The following is a 23804-nucleotide window of genomic DNA, read 5'->3' as shown; positions in this document are numbered from 1 at the left end:
CGAATAACGGATAGCAGGAAGCTTTATCAATAAGTATGCAAATATTTTAAAAACTAATTTTTATACAAAAAGTGTATACTTATGACAAAAAATTTTCATTAAACCAATAATTTTGTTTTGGGTAAATTTAAGGTACGTAATTAATATGCGTTTTTTGAGAAAAATGTATAATTATGTCAAATTTTCTTCATTTACATGACCATGAACGTGGTATAAAAATGAAGCATATCCAAAATTATTAAAGGAGCTGAAAAAATGATTAAAAAACTTATTATTGGTTCTATTTTTTTAGGAACAGCAATAGGAGTAAGTAAACCTACATTTGCTTCAACAAATGATTCTCCATCACAGTTTCAAGATAGGGGAAATGCCCAAGTTCAATCAATACCATCACCATGGCAGTATTTAGGGCAAACCTCTAGGGAACTTCAAATTAAAACTAAGGATCCAAAAGTGCTTGCTTTTGAATTAGCAAAAGAGGCTCCATTTTACGAAGATGAATTAGTGGATGTGTGTTCTGCAATCTTAAGAGAAAATGTAAATGTAGTATATTGGACAAGTAAGGAATGGGCTAGATTTGAAGTAGGAAATTACGAGTTTAAACATGAAATGAAAATTTATAGAGATAAAGAACGTCAGCAATTAATTACTTCACTAGAATCATAAAAAAATAGAAGCTATCTTTAGTAAGATATGCATCCAATGTAGACAGGAAAAGAAATCACATAAAACTGTTTCGATATTGGAAAGTAAACTAAAAAAACAAGTATAATTACTTGTTTTTTTTAGGTACAGTAATTATTTAGAAGGCTTAGCTTGTGCATGGTCACCTACATTAATTGGAAAACCATAATCCGCTCTACAACATGATTGGGATACAAAAGCTAGAAAGATATCAATCCATTTATTTTTAAATTGAATTAATATTCCTCCGTCATGGTATGATTCGTTATATTTTGAAAAATCATTTCACAAGCAATATGTAATACTTTATGGGAACATTATTAAATTTGAACGATATAAACAGAACTTTGTTGATAATTAGCTAAAAAAGTATTGTACGATTAAATGCATTGTGTTACATTTGTGTTACAAAACTATTACTTAATGTTATTATTGTTTCGGTAATGTTTCTTGTTGTTTCTGTAATGTTACGAAATTTATAGATGTTTTATGTGTATAGGAGTGTGTGTAGTAAAGAGTCTGAGTTGAAAATAAGTGCACACTTTAAATTTCCTTTCTGTCTGAATGAAGAAGACTACCAACTAATTAAGGGGTTTAAAGTAAAAACTTTAAATAAAATGTGCTTCCTTTCCCACACACAATTTAGTACATATTTAAAGTACAGTCTAGTTGCTACACAGACTCTTGTACATATAAAAATTAAGGTGAAATAGAGATAAGGATTTATTACATAAAAAGCATTACTTAGCTAAACGTAAAAATATTATCTGTGCATTTTGATAAAATGTTAAAATGCCTAGATGATATTTTTTAGAAGATTTCTTGGATATGTTTATGAATAACAATTTCTAATACTTAATGATTCTCTACTGCTAAAATATCCAATAATTTATGTAATTGGATTTATAAGGTGTATGTACATTCACTTATATAGGGAAAATGAGGTTTTTCATATGAAGTATAGTTATAAAGTTTTTATATTTATTTGGACAATTATTTTATTGTTTTTTCTACTTTATTATGGTTACAGTGAAGTTTCCGACACCGAGCAGGTGCCAGTCATAACAATCAAAAAATAGAAGTGAAAAATATTGAGAAAACCAAATGAGATAAAAATAGATACAGTAGAAAGACTACTACAGGAAGTAATTAATCGTACGAAGTTAGATGAAATATTGGAAATAAAAAACTTTAATGGAAAATATGTTGATTGCTGCTTGGGGAGAAAATTGTAGATATCACAATTGGTATAAAGATATTCATGAGTTATTCAGAGGTTACGATTTACACTGCCTTAGGAAAAAAAGGATAGGTTTCCGAGACACCCTTTATATTTAAGTAACGATTCAAGCTAATAGATTACATAAAATCAGAGCGGATTGTGCATCGTCTTATTCGAACTACAAGAAACCATAAACGAACAAGTAAAGCGGGACTTAGAGTAAACTGTAATGGTGAAACAGGAGGAGACGCATGGGTGTGGTGTTCAATTTGTCATGAAGAACATCCCGTTCTTTTCTGATATGTTTCAATATAATCAAGGAAACCCCTATCATTCTTTACCATTATGTCAGCACACATATATGGTATACGCTCATTTAACAGAGAATTATGTAGGGGAAGATTTATTTCTTCTGCAAAGTGCTGCAGCATTCCATGATACAGGTAAACCGTTTTGCCGTGTATTTAAAAAGCTCAAAGGGTACCATTCGTATTATGGTCACGAATATGTCAGTACTCACATCGCTTGCCACTTTTTAATGGAACTTGGTTTCGAATGGGAGTTTATTGAGAAAGTATTAATGATTACAGAGTTTCATATGAAGATGTTACATGGCGGGGAAGAGGCAGCACGTGAAATCTATCATTACTGCGGTGATGAGATGCTTACGAAATTATATTTTTTCCGAGATGCAGATGCATTTGTGAAGTAGAGAAGGGAAAAAATGCTTGTAAATATCCACGAACATTGCACGTTCCTTGGTCGATAGGGGTAACAAGTGATGACTGTGTTCTACAAAATATGGACGGATTTGAAACTCAAGAAGTAATCGTACTAGAAAAGTTAGATGGTGAAAATACATCCCTTTATAAAGATGCTATTCATGCAAGGTCGTTATCAAGTGGTCATCACCCATCGAGAACATGGGTAAAAACGTTACAAGGAAGTATGGGGTATAGAATTCCAGAAGGCTGGCGTATATGTGGTGAAAATGTATATGCTTGTCATAGCATTCACTACACAGCACTGACTTCCTATTTTTATGTCTTTTCAATATGGAATGAGAAAAATGAATGTTTATCGTGGGATGCAACAGTTGCATGGTGTAAAAAGTTAGGCCTTGCACACGTTCCAGTGTTATATCGTGGCCCCTATAATGAAAAGGTAATTCGTTCGTGCTACAACGGTACTTCACTCTTTGGAGGAATTCAGGAAGGGTATGTACTTAGATTAATGGATGCGTTTCACTATAATGATTTTTCAAAATCCGTAGGGAAATTTGTTCGAAAAGACCATGTGCAATCCAATCAGCACTGGATGACACAAGCGGTTATCCCCAATAAATTAGCAAAATAAAAACACGCAACTCCAAATGGAACTGCGTGTTTTTTCGTTTTCTAACATCATTTGACGTTCATGTATGGTTACTCTTATCAGAGAATATACTCCCTAACACGGAAAACTATTAATTTATTAGTTTTTATTCGTAACTTTTAAAGTATCTAATACGACTTTAGTCGCGTCAGCAATAAGCTTATCATCATATTCTGCATCTTCTTTATCATGATTAGAAAGGATGGCAAGAACAATTGGCTTTTTATTTGGTGGCCAAATAATCGCAATATCATTCCTTGTTCCATAAGATCCTGCGCCTGTTTTATCAGCTACTTCCCATCCTTTTGGTACGCCCGCACGAATCAACTTATCACCAGTCGTATTTCTCTTCATCCAATCTACTAATAATTCACGTTTCTCTGTTGGAAGTGCAGATCCTAATGTAAATGATTGAAGTGTCTTAGCGATCGCTTCTGGTGTACTGGTATCGCGCGTTTCTCCAGGATGTACTTCATTTAATTCAGGTTCAAATCGTTCAGATTTAGTAACCGTATCTCCCGTTTCTCTCAAGATTTTTTCAAATGCGGATGGACCACCTAATTTTTTAAGAATTAAATTATGTGCCGTACTGTCACTATATCGAACAGAAGCATCTGCAAGTTCTTTTAACGTCATTCCTGTATCCACATGCTTTTCTGTAATTGGATTATAATTAGAAAGGTCTTCACGCGTATACGTAATCCTTTCATCAAGAGCTTCTATTGAGTTCTGACGTAAAAGAGCTCCCGCTGCTAATGATTTAGATGTAGAGGCAAATGCAAAACGATCATTTGGATGATAAGCAACAGTTTGATTTGTACCTGTATCCAGAGCATAAATACCAAGCTTAGCATTATATTCTTTTTCAAGCTTAGCAAAAGAATCATGACGTGTATTTTCTTGTTTAATTTGCTTTATTTGTTTTGTTTGCTTAGGTAGTTCAGATGGAGTATTACTATTAGAACACCCTATTAGTGTTACACATGAAAGTAATACGACAGGTACAATCTTTTTGTAGGTAAAGAACTTGTTTAAAACGTACATGAATTTTCAACCTCTTTCAACGATATATGGATTTTGTTTTGGTATTTTAAATACCGATGTTAATTAAAGTGGGTGTTGGATACCAATACTTCTGAAGTTGAATTTTAACAGGATAAGCAGAACCAAAGCGTTTATATGAATGAACGGTTACTGTTTAGGGTGTTTCTTTTTTGCTTACACTCGTAATAGTTTACCTGTGAAAGTATTAAACTCGTAACGTTTAAATGAAGTATTTCAATACACACTTTTTTTACATCACTTTACTTTTGGGAATAATAAGTCCTTTCATATTTTTAGGAATACACATAATAGACACTCTAAGTAATAAATTTGTTCCATTTTAACTTGGTGAACGGTAAAGAAAATACAATGAATTGTAAATGAAACCTGTACGGGAGTATAGTACAGTGCATATGAAACCCCCCTCAATGCTATCTCTGAAAAAATCATAATTCTCGGCTTTATAAACTGTATTTTCAAAAATATTGCGAGCTTGTAAGAAAAATGAAAGGTAATTCAATATGAGATAAACAACCTTACTACTACAATGAAAAACAGAATTATTCTTAAAAATCATGAGATACGATATCAAGTTATTTGTGTGTTTAATATATTTGACCAAATATTCCAGTTTCAATAGGAAAAGTCGAGTCAGACCATTAACAAATGGTATATTATTCGTATTTTGGAAAAGTCAAAATGTAGACAAGCATCTTCTATCAAATCTCATTCTTAGTATGTACATTTGGAGGGGATTTCTCATATGAAATTAGTAAAAGTAACAGATGTTAGTTAGGAGAAAGATGATAATGTTAACAAATTCTATGGGAAGGTGAAGAAAGAAGGTAGCGTAGGTCTATTCCTACGTGTATATCATTTAGATAAAAAAGGTGTAACAGCTTGGGAGGAAGTGCAGGAAGACAAGCTTCCTAAGAAAGTAAAAGAAAAACTAGGTGTGAAATAATCATTTATTTGTGATGGTGGATTCTCCTACGTCGAGGGTTTGCCGTTTTTTATTATATGTTATGTTGTAATTTTTTATATGAAGTATATTGAAAAGATAGGGTAGATCTTCTGGAATGATATTTCCATAATTAATAATTTGTACGTTAACCTTTCCATTATTACTAATTCCTTTTATATCAACAAATTTCCCCACATATCCCTTTGTACCAATATCTTTTAAAGTACGTATAAAAAATGCCCTTTATCTTATCTTTATCTTATCTTTACCTTATCTTTAAATTTTTATATTAAACTTGAAACCTTAAAGTATTGATGTATGAGTCTAAAAGGGTGGGAGATAGATGTTCATTACATAGTTTGTAAATAACCAATTACCTTTGAAAAATTAAATTTTTTATACGAGGAGGAATATATGAAGGATACAAGTAAAAAACAAATTATAAAAGTGTTCCTTATTAGTATTTTAGGCTTAGGAACAATACTTGGAATGCTATATTTTAATCATAAAACCAATATTCAACAAAATAAAGCGCTAGCCACCGAAAAACGTGTATTGCAATATGAGTCTACCTTAAAAAAAGAATTAGAAAAATATAATTTAAGAGAGAAAACACCAATTTTATTAGGAATTATGTATCAAGAGAGTAGAGGTGAGGGAAACGACCCTATGCAGTCATCCGAATCACTTGGATTAAAGCCAAATGAAATTCAAGAGACAAGCTTGAGCATTAAACAAGGGGTAAAGCACTTTGTTAAAATGTACAAGTATGGAACGGAAAAAGATGTTAGCATGGATACAATTATTCAAAGCTATAATATGGGGCCAGGGTATATTGATTTTATTGCTAGTCAAGAAGTTAAACAACACTCGGAGGATTCAGCCAAAAAATTTTCTAAGATGAAAGTTGATCAAAATCCAGCAATGTACACTTGTGGTGGAAATAAAAATAATTTTAGGTATCCATATTGTTATGGTGATTTCAAATATGCCGCAAAGGTAAATGAAAAAACAAAACTTATTGAAGAACTTCTTCGAAATGTACATAGCTCTTCTAAATAAGTTGCAGAATGAAATATAATGATACCCAGTTATTAACAATAATATCTAAGAAAAAACTGTTTTATTTATTAATTCACATAATTTTCAAAAATAAATTCTGTAGATGTTAATATTTGTTATATAATATATTTGTCAAAGCATTACCCTTGAAGTTTCTACGGTCAATTTGTAAGATAGTTTGTTTGGTCCTTATATTCGCCTTAAACTAAAAAGAACTTGTAGAGATTCCTACAAGTTTTTTTGTTTTAAGGGGTAAATGTGGATTTCAAATATAGTTGTAATTTTTTGAGGGGGAAAAGTAAATGTTTATAAAAACAGAAAGGTTATTAATACGGAAATTTGAGTTCAAAGATTGGCAAGCTGTTCATGAGTATACATCAGATATCAATGTTATGAAATACATACCTGAAGGGGTTTTTACTGAAGAAAATACAAGAAACTTTGTGAATGAAAACATTGGTGAAAACGCTAAGAACTTTCCTGTAGTATTAATTGATAAAGATATCCTGATTGGTCATATAGTTTTTCATAAATATTTTGGTGAGCATACATATGAGATTGGTTGGGTGTTCAATCCTAAATATTTCAATAAAGGATATGCTTCTGAAGCAGCACAAGCTACATTGAAATATGGCTTTAAGGAAATGAAATTACATAGGATTATAGCTACATGTCAGCCACAAAATACCCCATCATATCGAGTAATGGAGAAGATTGGAATGAGAAGAGAAGGCTATTTCAGGAAGTGTATACCACATGGGAATGAATGGTGGGATGAATATTATTACGCTATTTTAGAAGAAGAGTAGTGTTTCAGAATGCATCATTTAAATTGACACTCTTATTCCTAAATAGGCAAGTTGACTATCTTTATTGGGGATTCTTGCTACTAAAGGCGAAGTTTATTTTCAGTATCGCTGACGTGCAAAACTTTGTATAATCTGATCTTATCTCTAAATCACAACTGTTACCCCATCACCATCAAGTTAAAGTTTCATTTTATTTTGCTAACTTGATCGTGACGTAACCTTAATTATTTAAAAATTTTAAAAAGGCCCCTTAGTCATGTTAAAGGGACCTTGATCACGCAAATGATCTGTAAACCAATTCATTTTTTATATACAGATCATTTGTATGATAATTTTTATAAATAATTGCTAAATAGTGAATTTACATAAATGCTTTTAGTAGTTCTTGAATTAATGGGATTGCTCCACCTATAAATTTTAAAACTGCCATTGCGATTTCCATATTATTCTCTCCTCTTTTTCGTATTAAGATGTAATAAATCTTTATAACCTTATTATAGTAAGCGCTTACAATTATAACAATATATTTTCGTATGCAATATTGCATATTTATACATTAGATCTCTATTATTCATTTTTTAATGGTACTATAGCGAGGTGAGAGTCTTTAAGGGTTCTGCTTAATAGGAGGAAATATGGAAAGAGTGCAAGCGATTTACAGTAATCAAAAATTTAAGAGTTGGGTTAAACAGGTATTAGCTGTAGGAGGAGTAATAGGGTGCTGTTATTTGGTGTTATATGTTTTCTGTTTCTTAGTTATCATGTAAATAGTATACAACTAAACTAGTAGAGTCTTGCCTAGAAAGGTAAGGCTCTTTTATTGTAGTACCTGGAGATGAGCAAACTACATACAATATCTCTCAGGTTTTTCAGATCACTTTGTACGGTTTCTTGTTTAGAACACTAATTCCTATCATTGAAAACAGAATTCTATGGATAAAAAATATGTTTTTACTAGATACCTATTAAAAAGACAAGCATAAATTATATTAGATTTTGACAAAGTCTTTTTGATTTCGAAAAGGATTTAAATCTTACTTATAGATTTCATTCCTTTTTATATAATATAATCCTTATATTGATACGTAAATATAATACAGTAATAATGATTTAAAAGCAAGAATTTTAGTAGCGGTACGTTCACACATCCATCAACTTAAGATTTTAAAGTAGCTCTTAAACAAAAAAATTCTTTTTTTAATTGATTAATAGTAAACAAGAAAGATTGGCAAATTAACAACTAAAGAGATTTATTCAGGTAAAATCTATCAAAAGGTCCTTTACAAAATTTATACATAATTCAATTACAAAATAATGTAAAAATTATGCATTTTTGTAAAAGAAATTCATTGACACTTGTGTATATAAGTAACTATACTCGTTACATCAAATTGAATGCGTGATAAAATGCGTGATAATACGATTTTATTATTATTACAAACATGTAAATATAAAAATAGAAAATTTCAATTTGATAAATACAATGGTAGAGGTGTTTATTTTAATGAAGCACAAATTAATTGCAACAGGTATCCTTGCAGGAGCTATATTATCCTATTCTTCTAATATTTTAGCAGATACTCATAAATTTCCTGATGTTCCTACATGGGCTGATAAATCCGTTAATTATTTAGTTGATAAACAGGTATTAAATGGTTATCCAGATGGAACTTTTGGTTCAAATGACTCATTAGACAGAGCTTCGGCTACAAAAATTATGACAAAAGTTTTAGGTATACAAATTGATCCTAATGCAAAACCATCTTTTTCAGATTCACAAAACCACTGGGCTACTCCTTATATTGCTGCTGCTGAAAAAGCTGGGATTGTTAAAGGTGAAGGTAATGGAATCTTCAATCCATCCGGAAAAGTAACTCGCGCTGCTATGGCTACGATGCTAGTAAATGCATATAAACTACAAAGCACACCAAATCATAATGATCAGGTTAGATTTGAAGATTTAAAAGGGCATTGGGGAGAAAAATATGCCAATATTTTAATAGATTTAAAAATCTCTAATGGTACCGAGAACGGTTGGCAACCAAATAGATTTATAACACGTGCTGAAGCTGCTCAACTTACTGCAAAAACAGATATGTTACAACAAAATTTAAACGATGAAAAAGAGGTTATTACTGCTACCTCATATGAAGATTTAAATTTAACAGTGGCTTCGAAAATTACAGCTCAAGAGATTGATAGGTTTATTGCGAAATATCACTCAGATAGTCCTTTAGTTGGACATGGGCAAGATTTTATCAATGCGCAAAATCAATATGGCGTGAGTGCTCATTATTTAGCAGCGCATGCGATTTTAGAATCTGGATACGGAAAATCAGAAATCGCATATCAAAAACATAATCTATTCGGTCTACGTGCATATGATGGAGATCCGTTTAAATATGCAAAATATTTACCAAGCTACGGGGATAGCGTTGCTTATAACGCTAATTATGTACGAGAAAGATATTTGGAAGAAAGTGGTATGTATTATAACGGCCCAACATTAACTGGCATGAATGTGAAATATGCATCAGATAAAGGCTGGGCTAAGAAAATTGCGGGTATTATGGAACGTATTAAACCGTTTCATGTAGAAGACTATACATATGCAAAAAAATTACCAAAGAATCCTGAAACATTAGATGTCGACGCGTTATCGAATGAAATTCCATATAAAATGTATGCAGACGGTTCAAGCTCAAATGTTGTATCATCAGCTGCTTACTACCAGGTACCTTATCCATTTAATTTAAAAATTAAAAGTAGACCAGATGTAGCTGTCGAGGAGAATAAAGTTGGTACAGTAACCCCTGGAACAACCATCTTTATTTATCGTGAAGATCCAAATGGATGGGTAGAATTCTCTTTTAAAGCTAATGGAGAAAAATATTGGACATTAAAAAATAAATTAAGTATGTAATTAAAAAGATCTATTGCACTAGTTTTAAAAGTATGGGATTGGACAATTGATTCTCTAGATTGGAAATACAGTAAATTACCCGTTGATGTAGCAGCTGCAAAGATTATTCAAAATGTCTTAGCAGGTGCGACATCCGCATGCTTTTTCGGGAAAATGTTGCGCAAAGTAGGTTCATTTTCAGCACTATCTCCTGGTTCACCGTAATCTTTAATGATGTAATATTCCTTATCTTAAATGTATATATTGAATATATGGATATATTGTGTTATGATGTGAATTAGAAACTCGCGTGTTTCAAATACAACATTTTTATTTTCTTGATGACCTCTTATCTTTCCGTAAGAGGTCCTTTTTTCTCCCTCCGTATTGCATAGCCGCTAAAATACTATGAAAAAATACTAGAGACTACTACAATGTGATATTCTCTAGTATTTTTTCTTTATCCATATTATCTATTGTTGGGTAATCGATGAATTATTAATTTTTGTATGATTTTCACAAAATAACTTTGAACCATTATTTATTTCAATATAAAATAATAAAGGGGTATATATGAATAGGTATGTCCTTTTTATGTGATGATAATGCGAATTGAAGCGTAATACTGAAACGGTAAACGAGAAGAAGCAGTGCCGAAACAGATAGTAAGGAAAGTAAAACAGTAACAGCAGACAATACTTATAATGAAAACGTTCATAATGGACTGTCTATGGATAGAGAAAAAATACGAAAAGATAAAAGGGGCAAATGAATATGAACAGAGCCTTTAAAGGTACCGTATTAGCAGGGATAAGTGTGGGTTTCTTGCTAGCTGGTTGTACAATAGAAACATATGTCCTAACGCAGTCCAGAATATAAGCAAGTAGATTAAGTATTCTAAGCAGATAAATGAAGACTATAGCGATGAAGAAATTGAAAGACAACTAAGAGGTATAGCATCCTGACTTTCTAAATAACATGAGTGTTTCTATAGAATGAATCCTTAGGAGGGCTATTGTGGAACCTTTAATCAATGCTATTTTATACTTTGTATTTTTATTTGGAGCACTGTTTCTTATACTGGGTACTGCATTGGTTTTATTAATCGCGGCTGCATTACCAGTAATCTGGAAGAATAATCTATCATTCCTAATGATTAGTTTAGGTATAAATATACTTGTCATTCCATTGTCTTTTTTTATTGGCGGGATGGCAACAGATTCCCCTGGTAGTACGATGCACGATTTTTGGGAAGTATTTTTCTTTATTCAGGTATTTCCGTTTCCCCTAGTACTGCTATCTTTAGTTTGGTGGCTTGTGCGTCGAAAAAAAGCAAAAGTTCATGTATAGTGTTTTTAATGCAAATAAGCTGTCCGTTTGGGCAGCTTATTATATTTATTACTAAGCGTGATTATTTCCAAAATGAATGCAATACCACTATACAGTTAAATTGAAGGTGAAACATATTGAAATCTTATCAAACTTTAGCCCACTTGTATGCATTAGGACTAGGCTGCGGACTTTGGAATAGAGAGGAGGTTATTTCATGGTGCGATAGGTTGATTGAAGCAAGTGATCACCCGCCATATGAAATTATGGAGATATCTTTAATGTCTAAAGCAAAGCTGATATATATAGAATCGGCTTTACTGTCATATAGCCGCATAGTTGATGAAAAACCCTTGGTAAACATCCTTCTTTCAGTCTTAAATGAAAAGTTAGTAGCTCAGAAATGGAATATTAAACAAGCGATTACTTGCTCTACTCGATTACTAGTAAATAGAGGCCTGTATTGGGAAGAAGAATATTTTGATTTATACAGCCTTAATGATAGCTATGACTTAGCACAGGAAGGTATCCATTTTAATGAAAAAGATGTGATTTCTGCTTATATCGATACATTAGATGTTTTTCGCATCCATTTTAACGAGTTTGAAGATCTCTATTTACAAGTCATGAAACAGAAGTGGCAAGGGGAGAAGGCAGGAAAAAGAATCATTGAATCGTAAGAGTTATTTCCTGTATTTATCACCAAATTTATCTAGCCAAGACAAATCTGTCTTCGTGTTGATGAATTTTTGTCTCTTAATAGCTTAATGCTATCGTTTTTAATTTTTCCGACAGCAAGCAAAGTTAGCATGTTTAATGCATAATCAGACGCCTGTAAATGAGCATTACTATTTAAATTTTTACCCGAGAGTAATTTAGTTAATTAGTAGAAAAAGGAAGGGGCCTATTTGGCTCCTTCCTTTTTCTCATACATACATAACGCTTGTTGACAACTTATGAAATAATAGCATTCATCGCTATTAAAATATAACATTAAAAGCAATTAATTAGATATGTAATTTTGCATATATTGTACTATTTCATGAATAGGAACAAAACTATTTATTCCTTTCTGTATGGAGACAAATAGATTTAGGTTTACTTAGGGTAAGAAGACCTGATCATTGATTGCTGGTTAAACCATATTTCTACGTATTTGAAACAAATTATTTCACTGAATTGTATGTTAAAGAGAGTGCGGGATTTATGAAATGTAGATTATTCCTTGATTTCTTACTCGTGATTTTACTTGGACATCGGAAAAGAAGTTACGTTATATACGATTTCAAAAGGGGATATTATTCAGTGCATCCAAAGATGCACTCCGTTTCCTGTTTCCTATCCTACTAAATTACCATTCCAAGCAAATTTCTTCTCTTTCAAACAATTCATCCATTGAATAAAGATAATTCGGCCATACGTATCGGAGGACATGAAACTTTCTTAATACCATTTGGAATATATTTCAATATACTTCCGATACTATAACAGATCGAAAATTTCTTTATTGGAGGTATATAATGGCATATCCATTTCGTAACTTAGTATTTGAAGGTGGCGGGGTAAAGGGAAGCGCTTATATAGGTGCCATCCGTGCACTAAATGAAGAAGGGATTTTACCAGAAATACAACGATTTGGAGGGACTTCAGCAGGAGCGATTACTGCATTACTTTTAGGTCTTTCCATTCCATTCGCAGATCTTGTAAAAATCCACAAAGACATGAATTTCAAAGCGTTTAAAGATGATGATTTTTCGATTGTACAAGATAACATTCGTTTGTTTTTTGATGGTTTTGGTATCTATAAAGGGGATTTCTTCACTGAGTGGGTAGGAAAGATCGTTGAAAAGTGGACAGGGAGTAAGGACACAACTTTTCAGCAGTTGTATGACAAAACAGGAAAAGACGTGTTTTTCCAAGGAACGAACGTTTCTACACACCAGCTTCGTACGTTTTCACGCGAAACGACACCTGATGTCCCGTTAGTAGTTGCTGTGCGGATTTCGATGTCCATCCCATTCTTTTTTAAATCTGTGGAATGGGATAAAGATTATTATGTAGACGGAGGTGTACTCGATAACTACCCAATTCGTTTATTTGATCGGAAAAGTTTTGTGAATAAAGAAGAACACTTCACGACCACAGATACGATTGACGAGGTTAATAAACTGATAAGCAATATAGAGGATCATTCTACACTAAGAAGCTTACACACGAAATACAATGCATCTTTCTTTGATCCTACAGATGAAATTGTCTACAACAAAGAAACACTTGGTTTCCGTTTAGAATCTCAGGCGGAGGTTGCCATGTTAAAACATATCGCAACCTCAACAGAACATCATATTGGCCATTCTCTTATTCATTTTGCATGGAATTTGTCTCAAACCATGATCAAAGGTCATGAGAGCGGAAAAACCACCAAAGAAGATGCTGCCCGCACTGTATTTATTAATACATTCTTTACGTCGTCGTTTAATTTTGATATCACAGAAGAAGAAAAGAAAACACTCATGAATTCAGGTTATACTTCTACTAAAGACTATCTACATCAGTTTAATACGTCTGAAGTAAAATTGTTTAATCGACCATAAAGCCGAGTGCAATGCACTTGGCTTTTTTTAATCGTCCTGTAAATTCTTTTTTTAGTAGCTAATAAAAATTTAGATAGACTATGCATAGAACAAGAGAGAGGAGATAACAGAAAGTAATAAATATAAGTTTTGATGACTTCTTATTTTGTAAAACTAGGGTGTAGAAAGGGTGAAACAGGTGGAAGAAAAACGAATTATGATTTATACAATTTTTTGGCTAACACAGTACAAAAGAGAACCTTAAAACGGTGGATAGGAATGTATCAAAAAATGAATAGAGTAGCAAGGCGGATTTATTGTGGAAGTAGGGATTTTCCTTTTTCTTTCTACTGATAATAAAGCGTTATGTAGACTGGGGATGTATAAGGTATTCATTGCTATTCCTTCAAAATGCTGATGTTACATCACATTAAAATAACCTCTAATTTAAGTATTGAAATTCTCTAAATCTCGATGTATTATATTCTTGTATTTTCTCACTTTGCGAAGCCTAGAAAACATCATCATTTCTGAAAGAACTCGAACTCTAGCCGGTTCTTTGAATTTACTTGAACTTATTTTTGAATCATTGTATTATATTTTCGAGTCTTACTCATATAAATCATTATCAGGAGAATCTGCAAATTTGCAGGTTCTTTTTTATTTTATTGAAAGTAAAATTTTAGCCAGTCGTTTATTTTCATATTGTTGGTTTTTATACGTGTTTGGTAAAAAATCAATGTGTTGCAAAAAAATACTATGCTGAAATCTAGTTCGGTATAGCAATGTGCATATAAAAGATCTCACTTTGCTATATCCCCTAAAAAGAGTCATAAAAATCTATATTTTTTTAATTCAGTTGCATACTACAAAACTTCTTTTAAAAGAAATGTATGTACATACACATTATATTTTGTTCTATAACTCTCTAACTTTTGTTCACGATAGTCTGTTAAGTACAGGATTATTGGCGGGTGGTGCAATAGGTGCAGAAGATGTGAAAACAAATGAAAAAGTACAAGTTGCTGTTGCAGGTAAAGAGGGAAATATGACGTATAAAGAAATTGATAAAGCAGAATCTCCATTGTTATTTGGAATGTATCCTTTATGTTAAGATCCTAATAAGAAGTTAGTTTTTTTTTGATAATTCATATTTATACAAAATGTATAATTAATATACTAAAACGTTTTTAAATTTTATTAATGTATTCCTTTTCATCTGAATGAATTATTTATTGCAACAGGTTTCCCGTTCAAAACAAGATGTTCAAACAAAAGACAATATAAGTATCTTTATAATGATTTTTCAATATAATCAATGTGTTTATGAAAGGAACTCTGTGTTATTTTTGCTTTTTTACTAACTAATACAGCTTCAAACAAAGGACACAATTGCTACATACTAAGTATAATTTATTACCTATTCAAAATTCTGTCTATTCGATCTTTCTAAAAATAAAAAAAGATTAAACTTATAAATATACAAGTTATAATGAGGGCGTCGAGACACAATTTATTACCTCTAGAGAAAATATCAAACCTCGTTTTGGATTAAAAATTCTAAACAACTTGCCAGTAATTTTTTAAAATTGGACATACTGATATGATTACTATACGGAGGATAGCGGATTAGAAGGGAAGTTTATTCAACTCAATAAAGAAAGCGTTATCAAACAAAACTTGTTTTGAATCGATCATTCTAATAACTTAGATTCAACTACAGCTAAAAATAATAAATTATGGGGGTGCTTATATGAACATGAATGTAGCATCTATTAAAGAAAAAAAGATTGTTAAATACAAAAGTTGTTTTGATGTGATTGGGCCCATAATGATAGGCCCTTCAAGTTCACATACTGCAGGTGCTTTGGCTATTGGAACAGTTGCTAATAAATTATTTCAAGGTCTTCCCAAAAAAGTTGTGGTAAAGTATTATGAATCATTCGCTGAAACCCATAAAGGTCACGGAACTGATTTTGCAATTATTGCTGGTATATTAGGCTTAGCTGCTGATGACAGCAAAGTGCCAGATGCTATTAAAATAGCAGAGTCTAAGGGAATTGACATTACCTTTATTGAACAATTGGGTAATAGTCCTGCTGGTCATCCAAATACGGCAGATGTATATGCAGAGGATGAAAGTCGAAGTATTAGAGTAATGGGTATTTCGGTCGGTGGTGGGTTGATTGAAGTCAAAAATGTTGAAATTGATGGATTTAGCTTAAATCTGCAGGGGCCATTGCCAGTTGTTATTGCGATTTCAGAAAGAGCTGACTTTGAATTTGTTTTACGCAGGATCTTTAAACAATATGATGTGGAAATTAACAACTTTCATAGTTTGGAAGATAAAACAAAATATTTATATGCATTCGCTTTGGATTCGATATTGCCAGGTAATGCTCAGAAGGAATTAGGAGATTTAAGCAATATAGCTAATCTTATTATTCTTTAGTCACATTAAGGAGTGAAAAATATGCATATGGCCATAAAAGAAATTGTGGATGCAGCTAATAAAAGCCAAAAGCAAATTTATGAATTAGCAATCGAACAGGAAATCAAACAAACTAAAACTTCTTATGAAGAAGTATGGAGTAAAATGGAACGAAATTTAGCGACTATGCAACATGCAATAAATAAAAGTATCGAGGGCGACGGTGTATTTTCTCCAACAGGTTTGACCGGAGGGGATGCTGTAAAAATTAAAAACTATCGAGAAAATAGGAAAACTCTTTCTGGAGATTTGATGGTGTTAGGGATTCAAAGTGCTATCGGTGTTAATGAAGTAAATGCTGCATTAGGAGCTATTTGTGCAACTCCAACAGCAGGTGCGAGTGGGACGATTCCGGGAGTCCTATTTAGTATTAAAGATACGTTGCAGTTAAGTCATGAAGATATGATTCATTTTCTATTCACTTCAGCGTTATTTGGAACGATAGTCGCAAACAACGCTTGTATTTCAGGAGCGTATGGAGGATGTCAAGCTGAAGTAGGAAGTGCCTCAGCGATGGCGGCTGCAGCTGCGGTAGAAGCTGCGGGTGGAACGCCACAGCAATCTTCTGAAGCTTTTTCGATTGCATTACAAAATTTACTCGGTTTAGTTTGTGATCCGGTCGCTGGTTTGGTAGAAATTCCTTGTGTAAAGAGAAACGCCATTGGAACGGCAAATGCTTTAGCAGCAGCGGACATCGCATTAGCTGGCGTAAACAATCTCATCAATGCTGACGAAGTGATTGAAGCCATGTATAGAGTTGGAAGACAGATGCCTCGCGAATTAAGAGAGACAGGTTTAGGTGGTATTGCAGCTACACCTACAGGAATTGCCATTAAAAATAAAATCTTTGGGGAGAAACAATCAAATCAATAAGTTATCGAATATATTGTGAAGTTTTTAACAATCTTTACTCTATTGTTCGCCTAAGGATGTCTGTATATTGGGGGAGTTATCAATAAAATATACTACTATATAATTAAAATATTTTATAAGTGGTAACAAACCCTTCAGGTTGATGCTTCGCTAATTTTTTGATTTTTATTAACCTAGAAGGGGGATATTCGTTGTGGGGCACTATATAAGCTATTCATTTTTCAAGAACGGTCTATATTCCTATATCTTAAAAAGAGAATTAAGAATAGGACACAAGGAGGAATTATTATATGGATGGGAATACTGCAAAAAACATAGAATTTCAAGCTGATAACACTGCAGTAAAAAATGAGAAATATTTAGACCCTAAAAAGTGGCATAAACAGGATACTACCTGGGCATTGAGCCTTTTTGGAACAGCAATTGGAGCAGGAGTACTCTTTTTACCGATTAATGCAGGTTCAGGTGGTTTATTATCATTGCTGTTAATTACCATACTTGCATATCCTGTTATGTATTATTCACATAGGGCGCTTGCTAAAATGATTTACGCTTCGAACTCTGCCGATGAGGGGATTACAGGTACAATAAGAGAGTATTTTGGAAATAAGGCAAGTATCATTTTTAATATTGTATATTTTGTCTCCATTTATACGATCGTGCTGATGTACTCGGTCGCACTTACAAATACCGCTAGTAGCTTTATCGTGCATCAATTGCACATGTCGGAGCCTCCAAGGTCCATTTTATCGCTTGTTTTAGTACTCGGTCTTATCGCTATACTAAATTTTGGTCAAGATATAACTGTAAAGATCATGAGCATGCTAGTGTATCCTTTTATAGCTTCTCTACTTTTTATCGCAATATCTTTGATTCCACAGTGGAATACGTCAATGCTTAGTTTTTCAAGTGTTTCTACTGCTTCAACAGGAACAGGATATTTAGGAACGATATGGATGATACTTCCAATCATAGTATTCTCGTTTAATCATTCGCCTATGATTTCGTCATTTGTTATGAAACAGAGAGCTACGTATGGAATAGATGCTACTGATGCTAAATGTGCTCAAATACAAAAAGTTTGTTATATTATGACATTCGCAGTTGTTATGTTCTTTGTTTGGAGCAGTACCTTAAGTTTGACTCCAAATGATCTTAAGGTGGCAAAAGAACAGAACTTGTCAATCCTATCATATCTTGCTAATGAGCTTAATTCGCCAGTAATCACTATTGCAGCTCCTATCATTGCTTTTGTGGCTATTACAAAGTCTTTCCTTGGTCATTATATAGGAGCGTATGAGGTAATGCGTGACATGATTATCAAGTCCAGTAAAAAACGTGGGAAAGATATAGGAGAAAAAACAGTTAAGACAATGATTCTTACTTTTGTCGTATTAACATACTGGTATGTTGCTTATACAAATCCAAGTATTCTTGGAATCATTGATGCCCTTAGCGGTCCGCTAGTTGCTGCTATCTTATGTATACTACCCATGTATGCAATCCATAAAGTATCAGTACTTGCTAAATACAAAGGGAAATCTAGCAATGTATTTGTCATTATTATAGGTATTCTTACTGTCCTAGCAAGTATTAAGTCATTATTCTAATCCACTATTGTTAGTATCGATGCAAAAACCGTGGGATATGGAAAAAAGAAAGATTCTTATCGGAACTGAATTCTATATTGTTAAACTAAAGAAATCATGGTTTTGGACAAACTCCTCACATTGGAGAGTTTGTCTTTTTTTATCATTTTAGCCAAGAAGCCCCCTTCCTCAAGGAACGCAAAATAAGTAGGTGGGAGATGAATTGGCTAAAATGATAAACTGGTGACCCCGTATGTAGAAGTAAAAAAGGGGGAAACTATTGTATAATTATCGATAATTTAGGGGGCGCCAAATGAAACATAATAAAGAAGTAACACTTGGGGATTACGTTGAATTTTCATATCGTAAAAATCACAATTTGAAATTAATGGGATTTGTGGTGAATGTTTTACAAAATACAATTGTTGTAGATATTGCGGAAAGAATGGATATCGAGGTAGATGATTTTAGGCAAGTTGTAAAGCATGGTTATTATAATAAAGTGGTTCATAAGCAAATAAAGAATAGTGTTTCATAAAAAGTGCTCCTATATATATAAATTTAGGAGCACTTTTTATGGAGAGAATTTTCGCAAAAATTTTTTTGTCTGAGGTATAAAATTTTCATATAAAAATACGTTTTGAAGATATTTTCTTATTTGTTAATTAATAATTTTTTCAATCTTTATAGCTGTTATGGATTTAAAATATTATTCATAAAAATTTCACATAATTTTATTAAAAAGAAAAATACTAATACTTGTTTTAATACTTTACTTCGAGTCATTAAAACAAATTTACTAACTACGAAACAAGGAGGCATCACTGTGGACATTCGTGAAGGATTAATTCCAACAGCTTTAGGTACAGCAGTGACAGCAGCAGGTTATGCTCTTAAACAAACTCGTGGAACTAATAAAATGATTGCAAATACAGTATTTGGTTTTGGTTTAGCACACGTCGTTTTAGGTGTAATCGATCTTGTTGAACATCGTCGTTAGAACGAAAGGCAAGCATTGATATATGCTTGCCTTTTTGGGAGTACATTTATTATTCATTTTTCAAAATATGTTTGTATGACGTAATCATTATCAATGTAATTAAATAGTTACACTACAAGAAAATTAGAAAGTAAAACTGTGAGCATTGAATTTTATGAAATGAGATGGTGATGGAATGGAATTTTCTTCTGAAAGTAATACGTATCATGCTGGTGACATTGTTTATATTTTTTACCGAAATCCTCATACTCAAGACGTAGCTAACATACAAGCTGCAGCAGTTGTAAATAATCCTGAAAGACCTAATGAATTAGCACTATTTCTTTACGAAACGTATTATCCACTAACAAATGAGATGGCTATATATGCTACCGAAGGTGAAGCAAACCAAGCTTACACTTACTATTATGGTGATATTTCAGAGGGGATGTTAGAATGAATAAGCCATTTATGCCTAAGCTCGTATATTTTGAACCGAAAGCATTAGATTATCCTTTGGGGAAAGAGCTGTTTGAGAAGTTTTCAAAGATGGATGTTGAAATTCGACATACTACTTCCCATAATCAAGTAAGAGATTTGCCAGGGGATAACGATTTTCAAAAGTATCGAGTAGCAAAATCCACGCTGGTTGTTGGTGTTAGAAAAACACTGAAATTCGATACTTCCAAGCCTTCAGCAGAGTATGCAATTCCTTTTGCAACGGGATGTATGGGACATTGTCATTATTGTTATTTACAAACAACGATGGGAAGTAAGCCTTATATACGAACGTATGTAAATGTTGAAGAAATTTTAGATGCTGCTGATAAATACATGAAAGAGCGTGCACCTGAAGTAACAAGATTTGAAGCGTCGTGTACTTCAGATATTGTAGGAATCGATTATTTAACGCATACCCTTAAACGGGCCATTGAGCATTTTGGAGAATCTGAATATGGGAAATTGAGATTTGTTACGAAATTCCACCATGTAGATCATTTACTTGATGCTAAACATAATGGAAAAACAAGATTTCGCTTTAGTGTAAACGCTGATTATGTGATTAAAAACTTTGAACCAGGAACTTCTCCCTTAGCTAAACGAATTGAGGCAGCAGGAAAAGTAGCTAGAGCTGGATATCCTCTTGGTTTCATTGTAGCTCCTATTTACCTGCATGAAGGCTGGAAGGAAGGATACTATCATATGTTTGAACGCCTAAATGCTGAATTACCTCTTGATGCACGGGATGATATTACATTTGAATTTATTCAACATCGTTTTACAAAGCCAGCTAAGAGAGTAATTGAAAAAAACTACCCGATGACAAAACTAGAATTAGATGAAGAGAAAAGAAGGTATAAATGGGGGAAATATGGAATCGGAAAATACATTTATCAAAAAGAAGAAGAAGAGGATATAAAAAACTATCTGTATTCCTATATGAAACAGTTCTTTCCTAATGCAAAACTAGAATATTTTACATAAAAGAAACGAAAAAAATTCATTACATTATCAATCTAAAAAATTACTCACTCAAAAAAGTGATATTGGTCAACAATTCGCTAATAAATCATTTGAAAAATTTATATACGAAAGTCTTTTATGTAAAAATATGTTTCATTATGAACTGAATCCCAACAGTTAAACAGAAAAATACAGCGGTTGTATGAATATAAGTCCGGTATTGTACCGGGCTCATTCTTTTTAACGTTGCATCAATTCTTTTGTGAACATATTAATTTGAACATGTTTAAAAACGAACCATCTTTTGACAATGGTATTAGCGCTTTAGAAAGAACTTTCATAAAAAATGGTACTAATAATCCCTCCAAGTATTACTCCCATAGTAGAACCTAATAACAAAAATCTAATTGTTTAATTAGTAATTCTAATCTACCATTTTTTGCTGTACTATCAACTAAAGAAACAGTAAATGGTTGTTGAAACATATTAGAAAATCGAGCAATTAAAGACATAATATTATATTTAGCAAAAGCCGATGCAACTAAAGCTAATTTCGCTCCAACAAGTTGAACTCCATATCCTAAAACTTCTATAGAAGTCATAAGCATTAAAAATAAAAAGATACAAATTACTTTAAAAGTAATAAACTCCATAATCATACCCCTTAAGTTTCTATAAATACATAACTCAATAATTATATTAAAAATATTCAATATTTTCATTAAAATATAAATCGATTTCTATTTTATAATCAAAAACTATACTCCTTTATTTTGAATGATGGCATCACCTTTTATTAGAATTGTCCCTTGGTTTAGCAAATGTTTTTTTGTAAATAATATATTTGTTAAACCATTAATTAAGGGGGACTAGTATGCCGCAGGATCGAAAAGAAGAAGTGCAAAACGATACATATGAAGGAAAAGAGGTTATGCCAGATAATCCACAATATCTACCGCGTCACGTGCAAATGGAGCTGCCTCCCGAATTTTCTATAAATCCTCTTTTTGCCCGCAAAGGAGAATCAGTCGTTCCGCGCTTTCACATGCCTGATGAAGGCATGTTACCAGAAACAGCGTATCAAATCGTCCATGATGAAATGACTCTTGATGGCAATGCACGCTTGAATCTTGCAACATTCGTTAGTACATGGATGGAACCTACCGCAGAGCACTTATATGCTAAATCATTTGATAAGAACATAATTGATAAGGACGAATATCCACAGACAGCTGAAATTGAGGAGCGGTGTGTCCGCATTTTAGCCAACCTCTGGCATTCCCCCAGCCCCCTTACAACTATGGGCGTTTCAACAACTGGATCGTCGGAAGCCTGTATGCTCGGGGGGCTTGCGTTAAAGAGACGCTGGCAAAATGCACGAAAAAGAGAGGGTAAGCCGGTGGATCGGCCTAATATTGTGTTTAGTTCTGCTGTTCAAGTCGTTTGGGAAAAATTTGCGAACTATTGGGAGGTTGAACCACGCTATGTGAAGGTTAGCCCTGAGCATCCCCGATTAGATCCTCAAGGGGTCCTTGCAGCCGTGGATGAAAATACGATTGGTGTGGTACCGATTCTCGGTGAGACTTATACCGGACTTTACGAACCGGTTGCCGCCATTGCAAAAGCGTTGGACGATTTACAGGAGAGGACGGGACTCGACATTCCTATGCATGTAGATGCGGCTTCGGGCGGATTTATAGCACCGTTTCTTCAACCAGATTTAGTCTGGGATTTTCAGTTGCCGAGGGTGAAGTCCATCAATGTATCGGGACATAAATATGGATTAGTCTATCCTGGCTTGGGTTGGATAATTTGGCGGGAAGCTGATGATCTCCCCGATGATTTAATCTTCCGCGTCTCCTATTTAGGCGGAAACATGCCGACTTTTGCCCTGAATTTTTCACGTCCTGGCGCACAAGTGCTCCTACAATATTACAATTACCTGCGTTTGGGGAAAAGTGGGTACTATGATGTCCAAAGGGCTTCTCAGAAGGTCGCTCTTTTTCTTAGCAAGGCAATTCAGGAGATGGAACCGTTCGAACTTTTGTCCGATGGTTCGGATATTCCGGTTTTCGCTTGGCAACTGAAAAAAGGTTACACATTAAACTGGAACCTTTATGATTTATCTCGACAATTGCGTGTGTTCGGCTGGCAAGTACCCGCATATCCATTGCCTCCAGACCTAGAAGCAGTGACGATTATGCGCGTTGTGGTTCGAAACGGGTTTTCTATGGATCTCGCGCATTTATTTTTGAGGAACCTCAAACAGGCCGTTGCCTTTCTGGATTCCTTGGATGGACCTATGCCACATGATACGAAATGTGATAATGGGTTTCATCACTAATTGGGGAGCAGCTCTCGTCGTCGTTAAGTTGAGCTCAACACTCATAACTTTTCGAGCTATCGACTGGGAAGAGGTACAGAAAAGCTGATGGTTTCAACCAA

At 33.3% G+C, this 23804-nt stretch carries 21 protein-coding genes and 4 pseudogenes; 20 read left to right on the top strand and 5 right to left on the bottom strand.

The window, feature by feature from the left end; translation table 11 throughout:
- Nucleotides 1-255 precede the first annotated feature (255 nt).
- The gene (locus tag MKY38_RS09875) at nt 256-666 is read left to right on the top strand and encodes a hypothetical protein (RefSeq protein WP_000592185.1); all 411 of its coding nucleotides are present in this window, start codon (nt 256-258) and stop codon (nt 664-666) included.
- Between the two features lie 132 nt (nt 667-798).
- On the opposite strand, the pseudogene MKY38_RS09870 reads toward MKY38_RS09875, so the two are convergent.
- Nucleotides 799-954 (bottom strand): annotated as a pseudogene (locus tag MKY38_RS09870) (DUF2278 family protein); the annotation flags it as partial.
- A 1181-nt stretch (nt 955-2135) separates the two neighbouring features.
- Between MKY38_RS09870 and MKY38_RS09865 the strand changes: the two are divergent.
- Complete coding sequence (locus MKY38_RS09865) at nt 2136-2618, top strand: HD domain-containing protein (protein WP_065223726.1); 483 nt, start codon at nt 2136-2138, stop codon at nt 2616-2618.
- Nucleotides 2619-2707: 89 nt separating this feature from the next.
- Nucleotides 2708-3262: an RNA ligase family protein gene (locus MKY38_RS09860; protein WP_000348598.1), complete on the top strand. Its 555-nt coding sequence runs from the start codon at nt 2708-2710 to the stop codon at nt 3260-3262.
- Between the two features lie 117 nt (nt 3263-3379).
- Here MKY38_RS09860 and blaIII read toward each other — a convergent pair whose 3' ends face one another.
- Complete coding sequence (gene blaIII, locus MKY38_RS09855) at nt 3380-4324, bottom strand: class A beta-lactamase BlaIII (RefSeq protein ID WP_000289419.1); 945 nt, start codon at nt 4322-4324, stop codon at nt 3380-3382.
- An 859-nt stretch (nt 4325-5183) separates the two neighbouring features.
- Here blaIII and MKY38_RS09850 point away from each other — a divergent pair.
- From MKY38_RS09850 to MKY38_RS09840, 3 genes and pseudogenes are all read left to right on the top strand, one after another.
- Nucleotides 5184-5288, top strand: a pseudogene (locus MKY38_RS09850) (YxeA family protein); the annotation flags it as partial.
- Between the two features lie 414 nt (nt 5289-5702).
- Nucleotides 5703-6350 carry a lysozyme family protein gene (locus tag MKY38_RS09845; protein ID WP_114556120.1) on the top strand — a complete coding sequence of 216 codons (648 nt, stop codon included), beginning with the start codon at nt 5703-5705 and terminating at the stop codon, nt 6348-6350.
- 302 nt (nt 6351-6652) lie between these two features.
- A complete protein-coding gene (locus MKY38_RS09840) occupies nt 6653-7159 on the top strand; it encodes a GNAT family N-acetyltransferase (RefSeq protein WP_000470146.1) in 507 nt (168 codons plus the stop codon).
- Between the two features lie 361 nt (nt 7160-7520).
- On the opposite strand, the gene MKY38_RS09835 is transcribed toward MKY38_RS09840, so the two are convergent.
- Nucleotides 7521-7706: a hypothetical protein gene (locus tag MKY38_RS09835; RefSeq protein ID WP_002005090.1), complete on the bottom strand. Its 186-nt coding sequence runs from the start codon at nt 7704-7706 to the stop codon at nt 7521-7523.
- A 957-nt stretch (nt 7707-8663) separates the two neighbouring features.
- Here MKY38_RS09835 and MKY38_RS09830 point away from each other — a divergent pair.
- Together MKY38_RS09830 and MKY38_RS09825 are read left to right on the top strand one after the other, a co-directional pair.
- Nucleotides 8664-10082: an S-layer homology domain-containing protein gene (locus MKY38_RS09830; RefSeq protein ID WP_341048846.1), complete on the top strand. Its 1419-nt coding sequence runs from the start codon at nt 8664-8666 to the stop codon at nt 10080-10082.
- 24 nt (nt 10083-10106) lie between these two features.
- A pseudogene (locus MKY38_RS09825) lies at nt 10107-10220 on the top strand (polysaccharide deacetylase); the annotation flags it as partial.
- On the opposite strand, the pseudogene MKY38_RS29290 reads toward MKY38_RS09825, so the two are convergent.
- Nucleotides 10208-10300 (bottom strand): annotated as a pseudogene (locus MKY38_RS29290) (peptidase M56); the annotation flags it as partial. The pseudogenes MKY38_RS09825 and MKY38_RS29290 overlap by 13 nt on opposite strands.
- A gap of 778 nt (nt 10301-11078) precedes the next feature.
- Here MKY38_RS29290 and MKY38_RS09820 point away from each other — a divergent pair.
- The 11 genes from MKY38_RS09820 (at nt 11079) to splB (ending at nt 21380) form a co-directional block, all read left to right on the top strand.
- A complete protein-coding gene (locus tag MKY38_RS09820; protein ID WP_000433520.1) occupies nt 11079-11411 on the top strand; it encodes a hypothetical protein in 333 nt (110 codons plus the stop codon).
- Nucleotides 11412-11527: 116 nt separating this feature from the next.
- The gene (locus MKY38_RS09815) at nt 11528-12070 is read left to right on the top strand and encodes a hypothetical protein (protein WP_000844538.1); all 543 of its coding nucleotides are present in this window, start codon (nt 11528-11530) and stop codon (nt 12068-12070) included.
- An 840-nt stretch (nt 12071-12910) separates the two neighbouring features.
- Entirely contained in the window at nt 12911-13984 is a 1074-nt protein-coding gene (locus MKY38_RS09810) for a patatin-like phospholipase family protein (RefSeq protein ID WP_000331137.1), read from the top strand.
- An 838-nt stretch (nt 13985-14822) separates the two neighbouring features.
- Nucleotides 14823-15077 carry a hypothetical protein gene (locus MKY38_RS09805; protein ID WP_000557543.1) on the top strand — a complete coding sequence of 85 codons (255 nt, stop codon included), beginning with the start codon at nt 14823-14825 and terminating at the stop codon, nt 15075-15077.
- 639 nt (nt 15078-15716) lie between these two features.
- Nucleotides 15717-16415 carry a serine dehydratase beta chain gene (locus MKY38_RS09800; RefSeq protein WP_001056999.1) on the top strand — a complete coding sequence of 233 codons (699 nt, stop codon included), beginning with the start codon at nt 15717-15719 and terminating at the stop codon, nt 16413-16415.
- Nucleotides 16416-16436: 21 nt separating this feature from the next.
- Complete coding sequence (gene sdaAA, locus MKY38_RS09795) at nt 16437-17327, top strand: L-serine ammonia-lyase, iron-sulfur-dependent, subunit alpha (protein ID WP_000550892.1); 891 nt, start codon at nt 16437-16439, stop codon at nt 17325-17327.
- A gap of 290 nt (nt 17328-17617) precedes the next feature.
- A complete protein-coding gene (locus MKY38_RS09790) occupies nt 17618-18937 on the top strand; it encodes an aromatic amino acid transport family protein (RefSeq protein WP_341048840.1) in 1320 nt (439 codons plus the stop codon).
- A gap of 292 nt (nt 18938-19229) precedes the next feature.
- Nucleotides 19230-19454: a DUF2187 domain-containing protein gene (locus MKY38_RS09785; RefSeq protein ID WP_000682213.1), complete on the top strand. Its 225-nt coding sequence runs from the start codon at nt 19230-19232 to the stop codon at nt 19452-19454.
- A gap of 288 nt (nt 19455-19742) precedes the next feature.
- A complete protein-coding gene (locus tag MKY38_RS09780) occupies nt 19743-19916 on the top strand; it encodes a hypothetical protein (protein ID WP_000354585.1) in 174 nt (57 codons plus the stop codon).
- 175 nt (nt 19917-20091) lie between these two features.
- The gene (locus tag MKY38_RS09775; RefSeq protein WP_065223732.1) at nt 20092-20355 is read left to right on the top strand and encodes a transcriptional regulator SplA domain-containing protein; all 264 of its coding nucleotides are present in this window, start codon (nt 20092-20094) and stop codon (nt 20353-20355) included.
- Nucleotides 20352-21380 (top strand): spore photoproduct lyase, encoded by a 1029-nt coding sequence (splB, locus tag MKY38_RS09770; protein ID WP_001039638.1) that lies wholly within the window; start codon nt 20352-20354, stop codon nt 21378-21380. Before MKY38_RS09775 ends, splB begins: the two co-directional genes overlap by 4 nt.
- 368 nt (nt 21381-21748) lie before the next feature.
- Here the strand turns inward: splB and MKY38_RS09765 are convergent, their stop codons facing one another.
- Nucleotides 21749-22012: a lipid II flippase family protein gene (locus tag MKY38_RS09765; RefSeq protein WP_000394421.1), complete on the bottom strand. Its 264-nt coding sequence runs from the start codon at nt 22010-22012 to the stop codon at nt 21749-21751.
- 221 nt (nt 22013-22233) lie between these two features.
- On the opposite strand from MKY38_RS09765, the gene MKY38_RS09760 reads away from it, so the two are divergent.
- A complete protein-coding gene (locus MKY38_RS09760; RefSeq protein WP_001135433.1) occupies nt 22234-23703 on the top strand; it encodes a glutamate decarboxylase in 1470 nt (489 codons plus the stop codon).
- Nucleotides 23704-23804: the final 101 nt, after the last annotated feature.

Source organism: Bacillus sp. FSL R5-0585, assembly GCF_038004545.1.
In the GTDB taxonomy this organism is placed as follows: domain Bacteria; phylum Bacillota; class Bacilli; order Bacillales; family Bacillaceae_G; genus Bacillus_A; species Bacillus_A cereus.
This window is presented reverse-complemented; position numbering and strand designations above follow the sequence as displayed.

Bases quoted from the DNA above. Each gene is read 5' to 3' on its own strand.
- MKY38_RS09835 (WP_002005090.1), bottom strand. From the start codon at position 7,706: ATGCAATATTGCATACGAAAATATATTGTTATAATTGTAAGCGCTTAC.
- blaIII (WP_000289419.1), bottom strand. From the start codon at position 4,324: ATGTACGTTTTAAACAAGTTCTTTACCTACAAAAAGATTGTACCTGTC.
- sdaAA (WP_000550892.1), top strand. From the start codon at position 16,437: ATGCATATGGCCATAAAAGAAATTGTGGATGCAGCTAATAAAAGCCAA.
- MKY38_RS09875 (WP_000592185.1), top strand. From the start codon at position 256: ATGATTAAAAAACTTATTATTGGTTCTATTTTTTTAGGAACAGCAATA.
- MKY38_RS09775 (WP_065223732.1), top strand. From the start codon at position 20,092: ATGGAATTTTCTTCTGAAAGTAATACGTATCATGCTGGTGACATTGTT.
- MKY38_RS09840 (WP_000470146.1), top strand. From the start codon at position 6,653: ATGTTTATAAAAACAGAAAGGTTATTAATACGGAAATTTGAGTTCAAA.
- MKY38_RS09845 (WP_114556120.1), top strand. From the start codon at position 5,703: ATGAAGGATACAAGTAAAAAACAAATTATAAAAGTGTTCCTTATTAGT.
- MKY38_RS09760 (WP_001135433.1), top strand. From the start codon at position 22,234: ATGCCGCAGGATCGAAAAGAAGAAGTGCAAAACGATACATATGAAGGA.
- MKY38_RS09785 (WP_000682213.1), top strand. From the start codon at position 19,230: ATGAAACATAATAAAGAAGTAACACTTGGGGATTACGTTGAATTTTCA.
- MKY38_RS09765 (WP_000394421.1), bottom strand. From the start codon at position 22,012: ATGGAGTTTATTACTTTTAAAGTAATTTGTATCTTTTTATTTTTAATG.
- MKY38_RS09830 (WP_341048846.1), top strand. From the start codon at position 8,664: ATGAAGCACAAATTAATTGCAACAGGTATCCTTGCAGGAGCTATATTA.
- splB (WP_001039638.1), top strand. From the start codon at position 20,352: ATGAATAAGCCATTTATGCCTAAGCTCGTATATTTTGAACCGAAAGCA.
- MKY38_RS09800 (WP_001056999.1), top strand. From the start codon at position 15,717: ATGAACATGAATGTAGCATCTATTAAAGAAAAAAAGATTGTTAAATAC.
- MKY38_RS09790 (WP_341048840.1), top strand. From the start codon at position 17,618: ATGGATGGGAATACTGCAAAAAACATAGAATTTCAAGCTGATAACACT.
- MKY38_RS09810 (WP_000331137.1), top strand. From the start codon at position 12,911: ATGGCATATCCATTTCGTAACTTAGTATTTGAAGGTGGCGGGGTAAAG.
- MKY38_RS09860 (WP_000348598.1), top strand. From the start codon at position 2,708: ATGGACGGATTTGAAACTCAAGAAGTAATCGTACTAGAAAAGTTAGAT.
- MKY38_RS09865 (WP_065223726.1), top strand. From the start codon at position 2,136: ATGGTGAAACAGGAGGAGACGCATGGGTGTGGTGTTCAATTTGTCATG.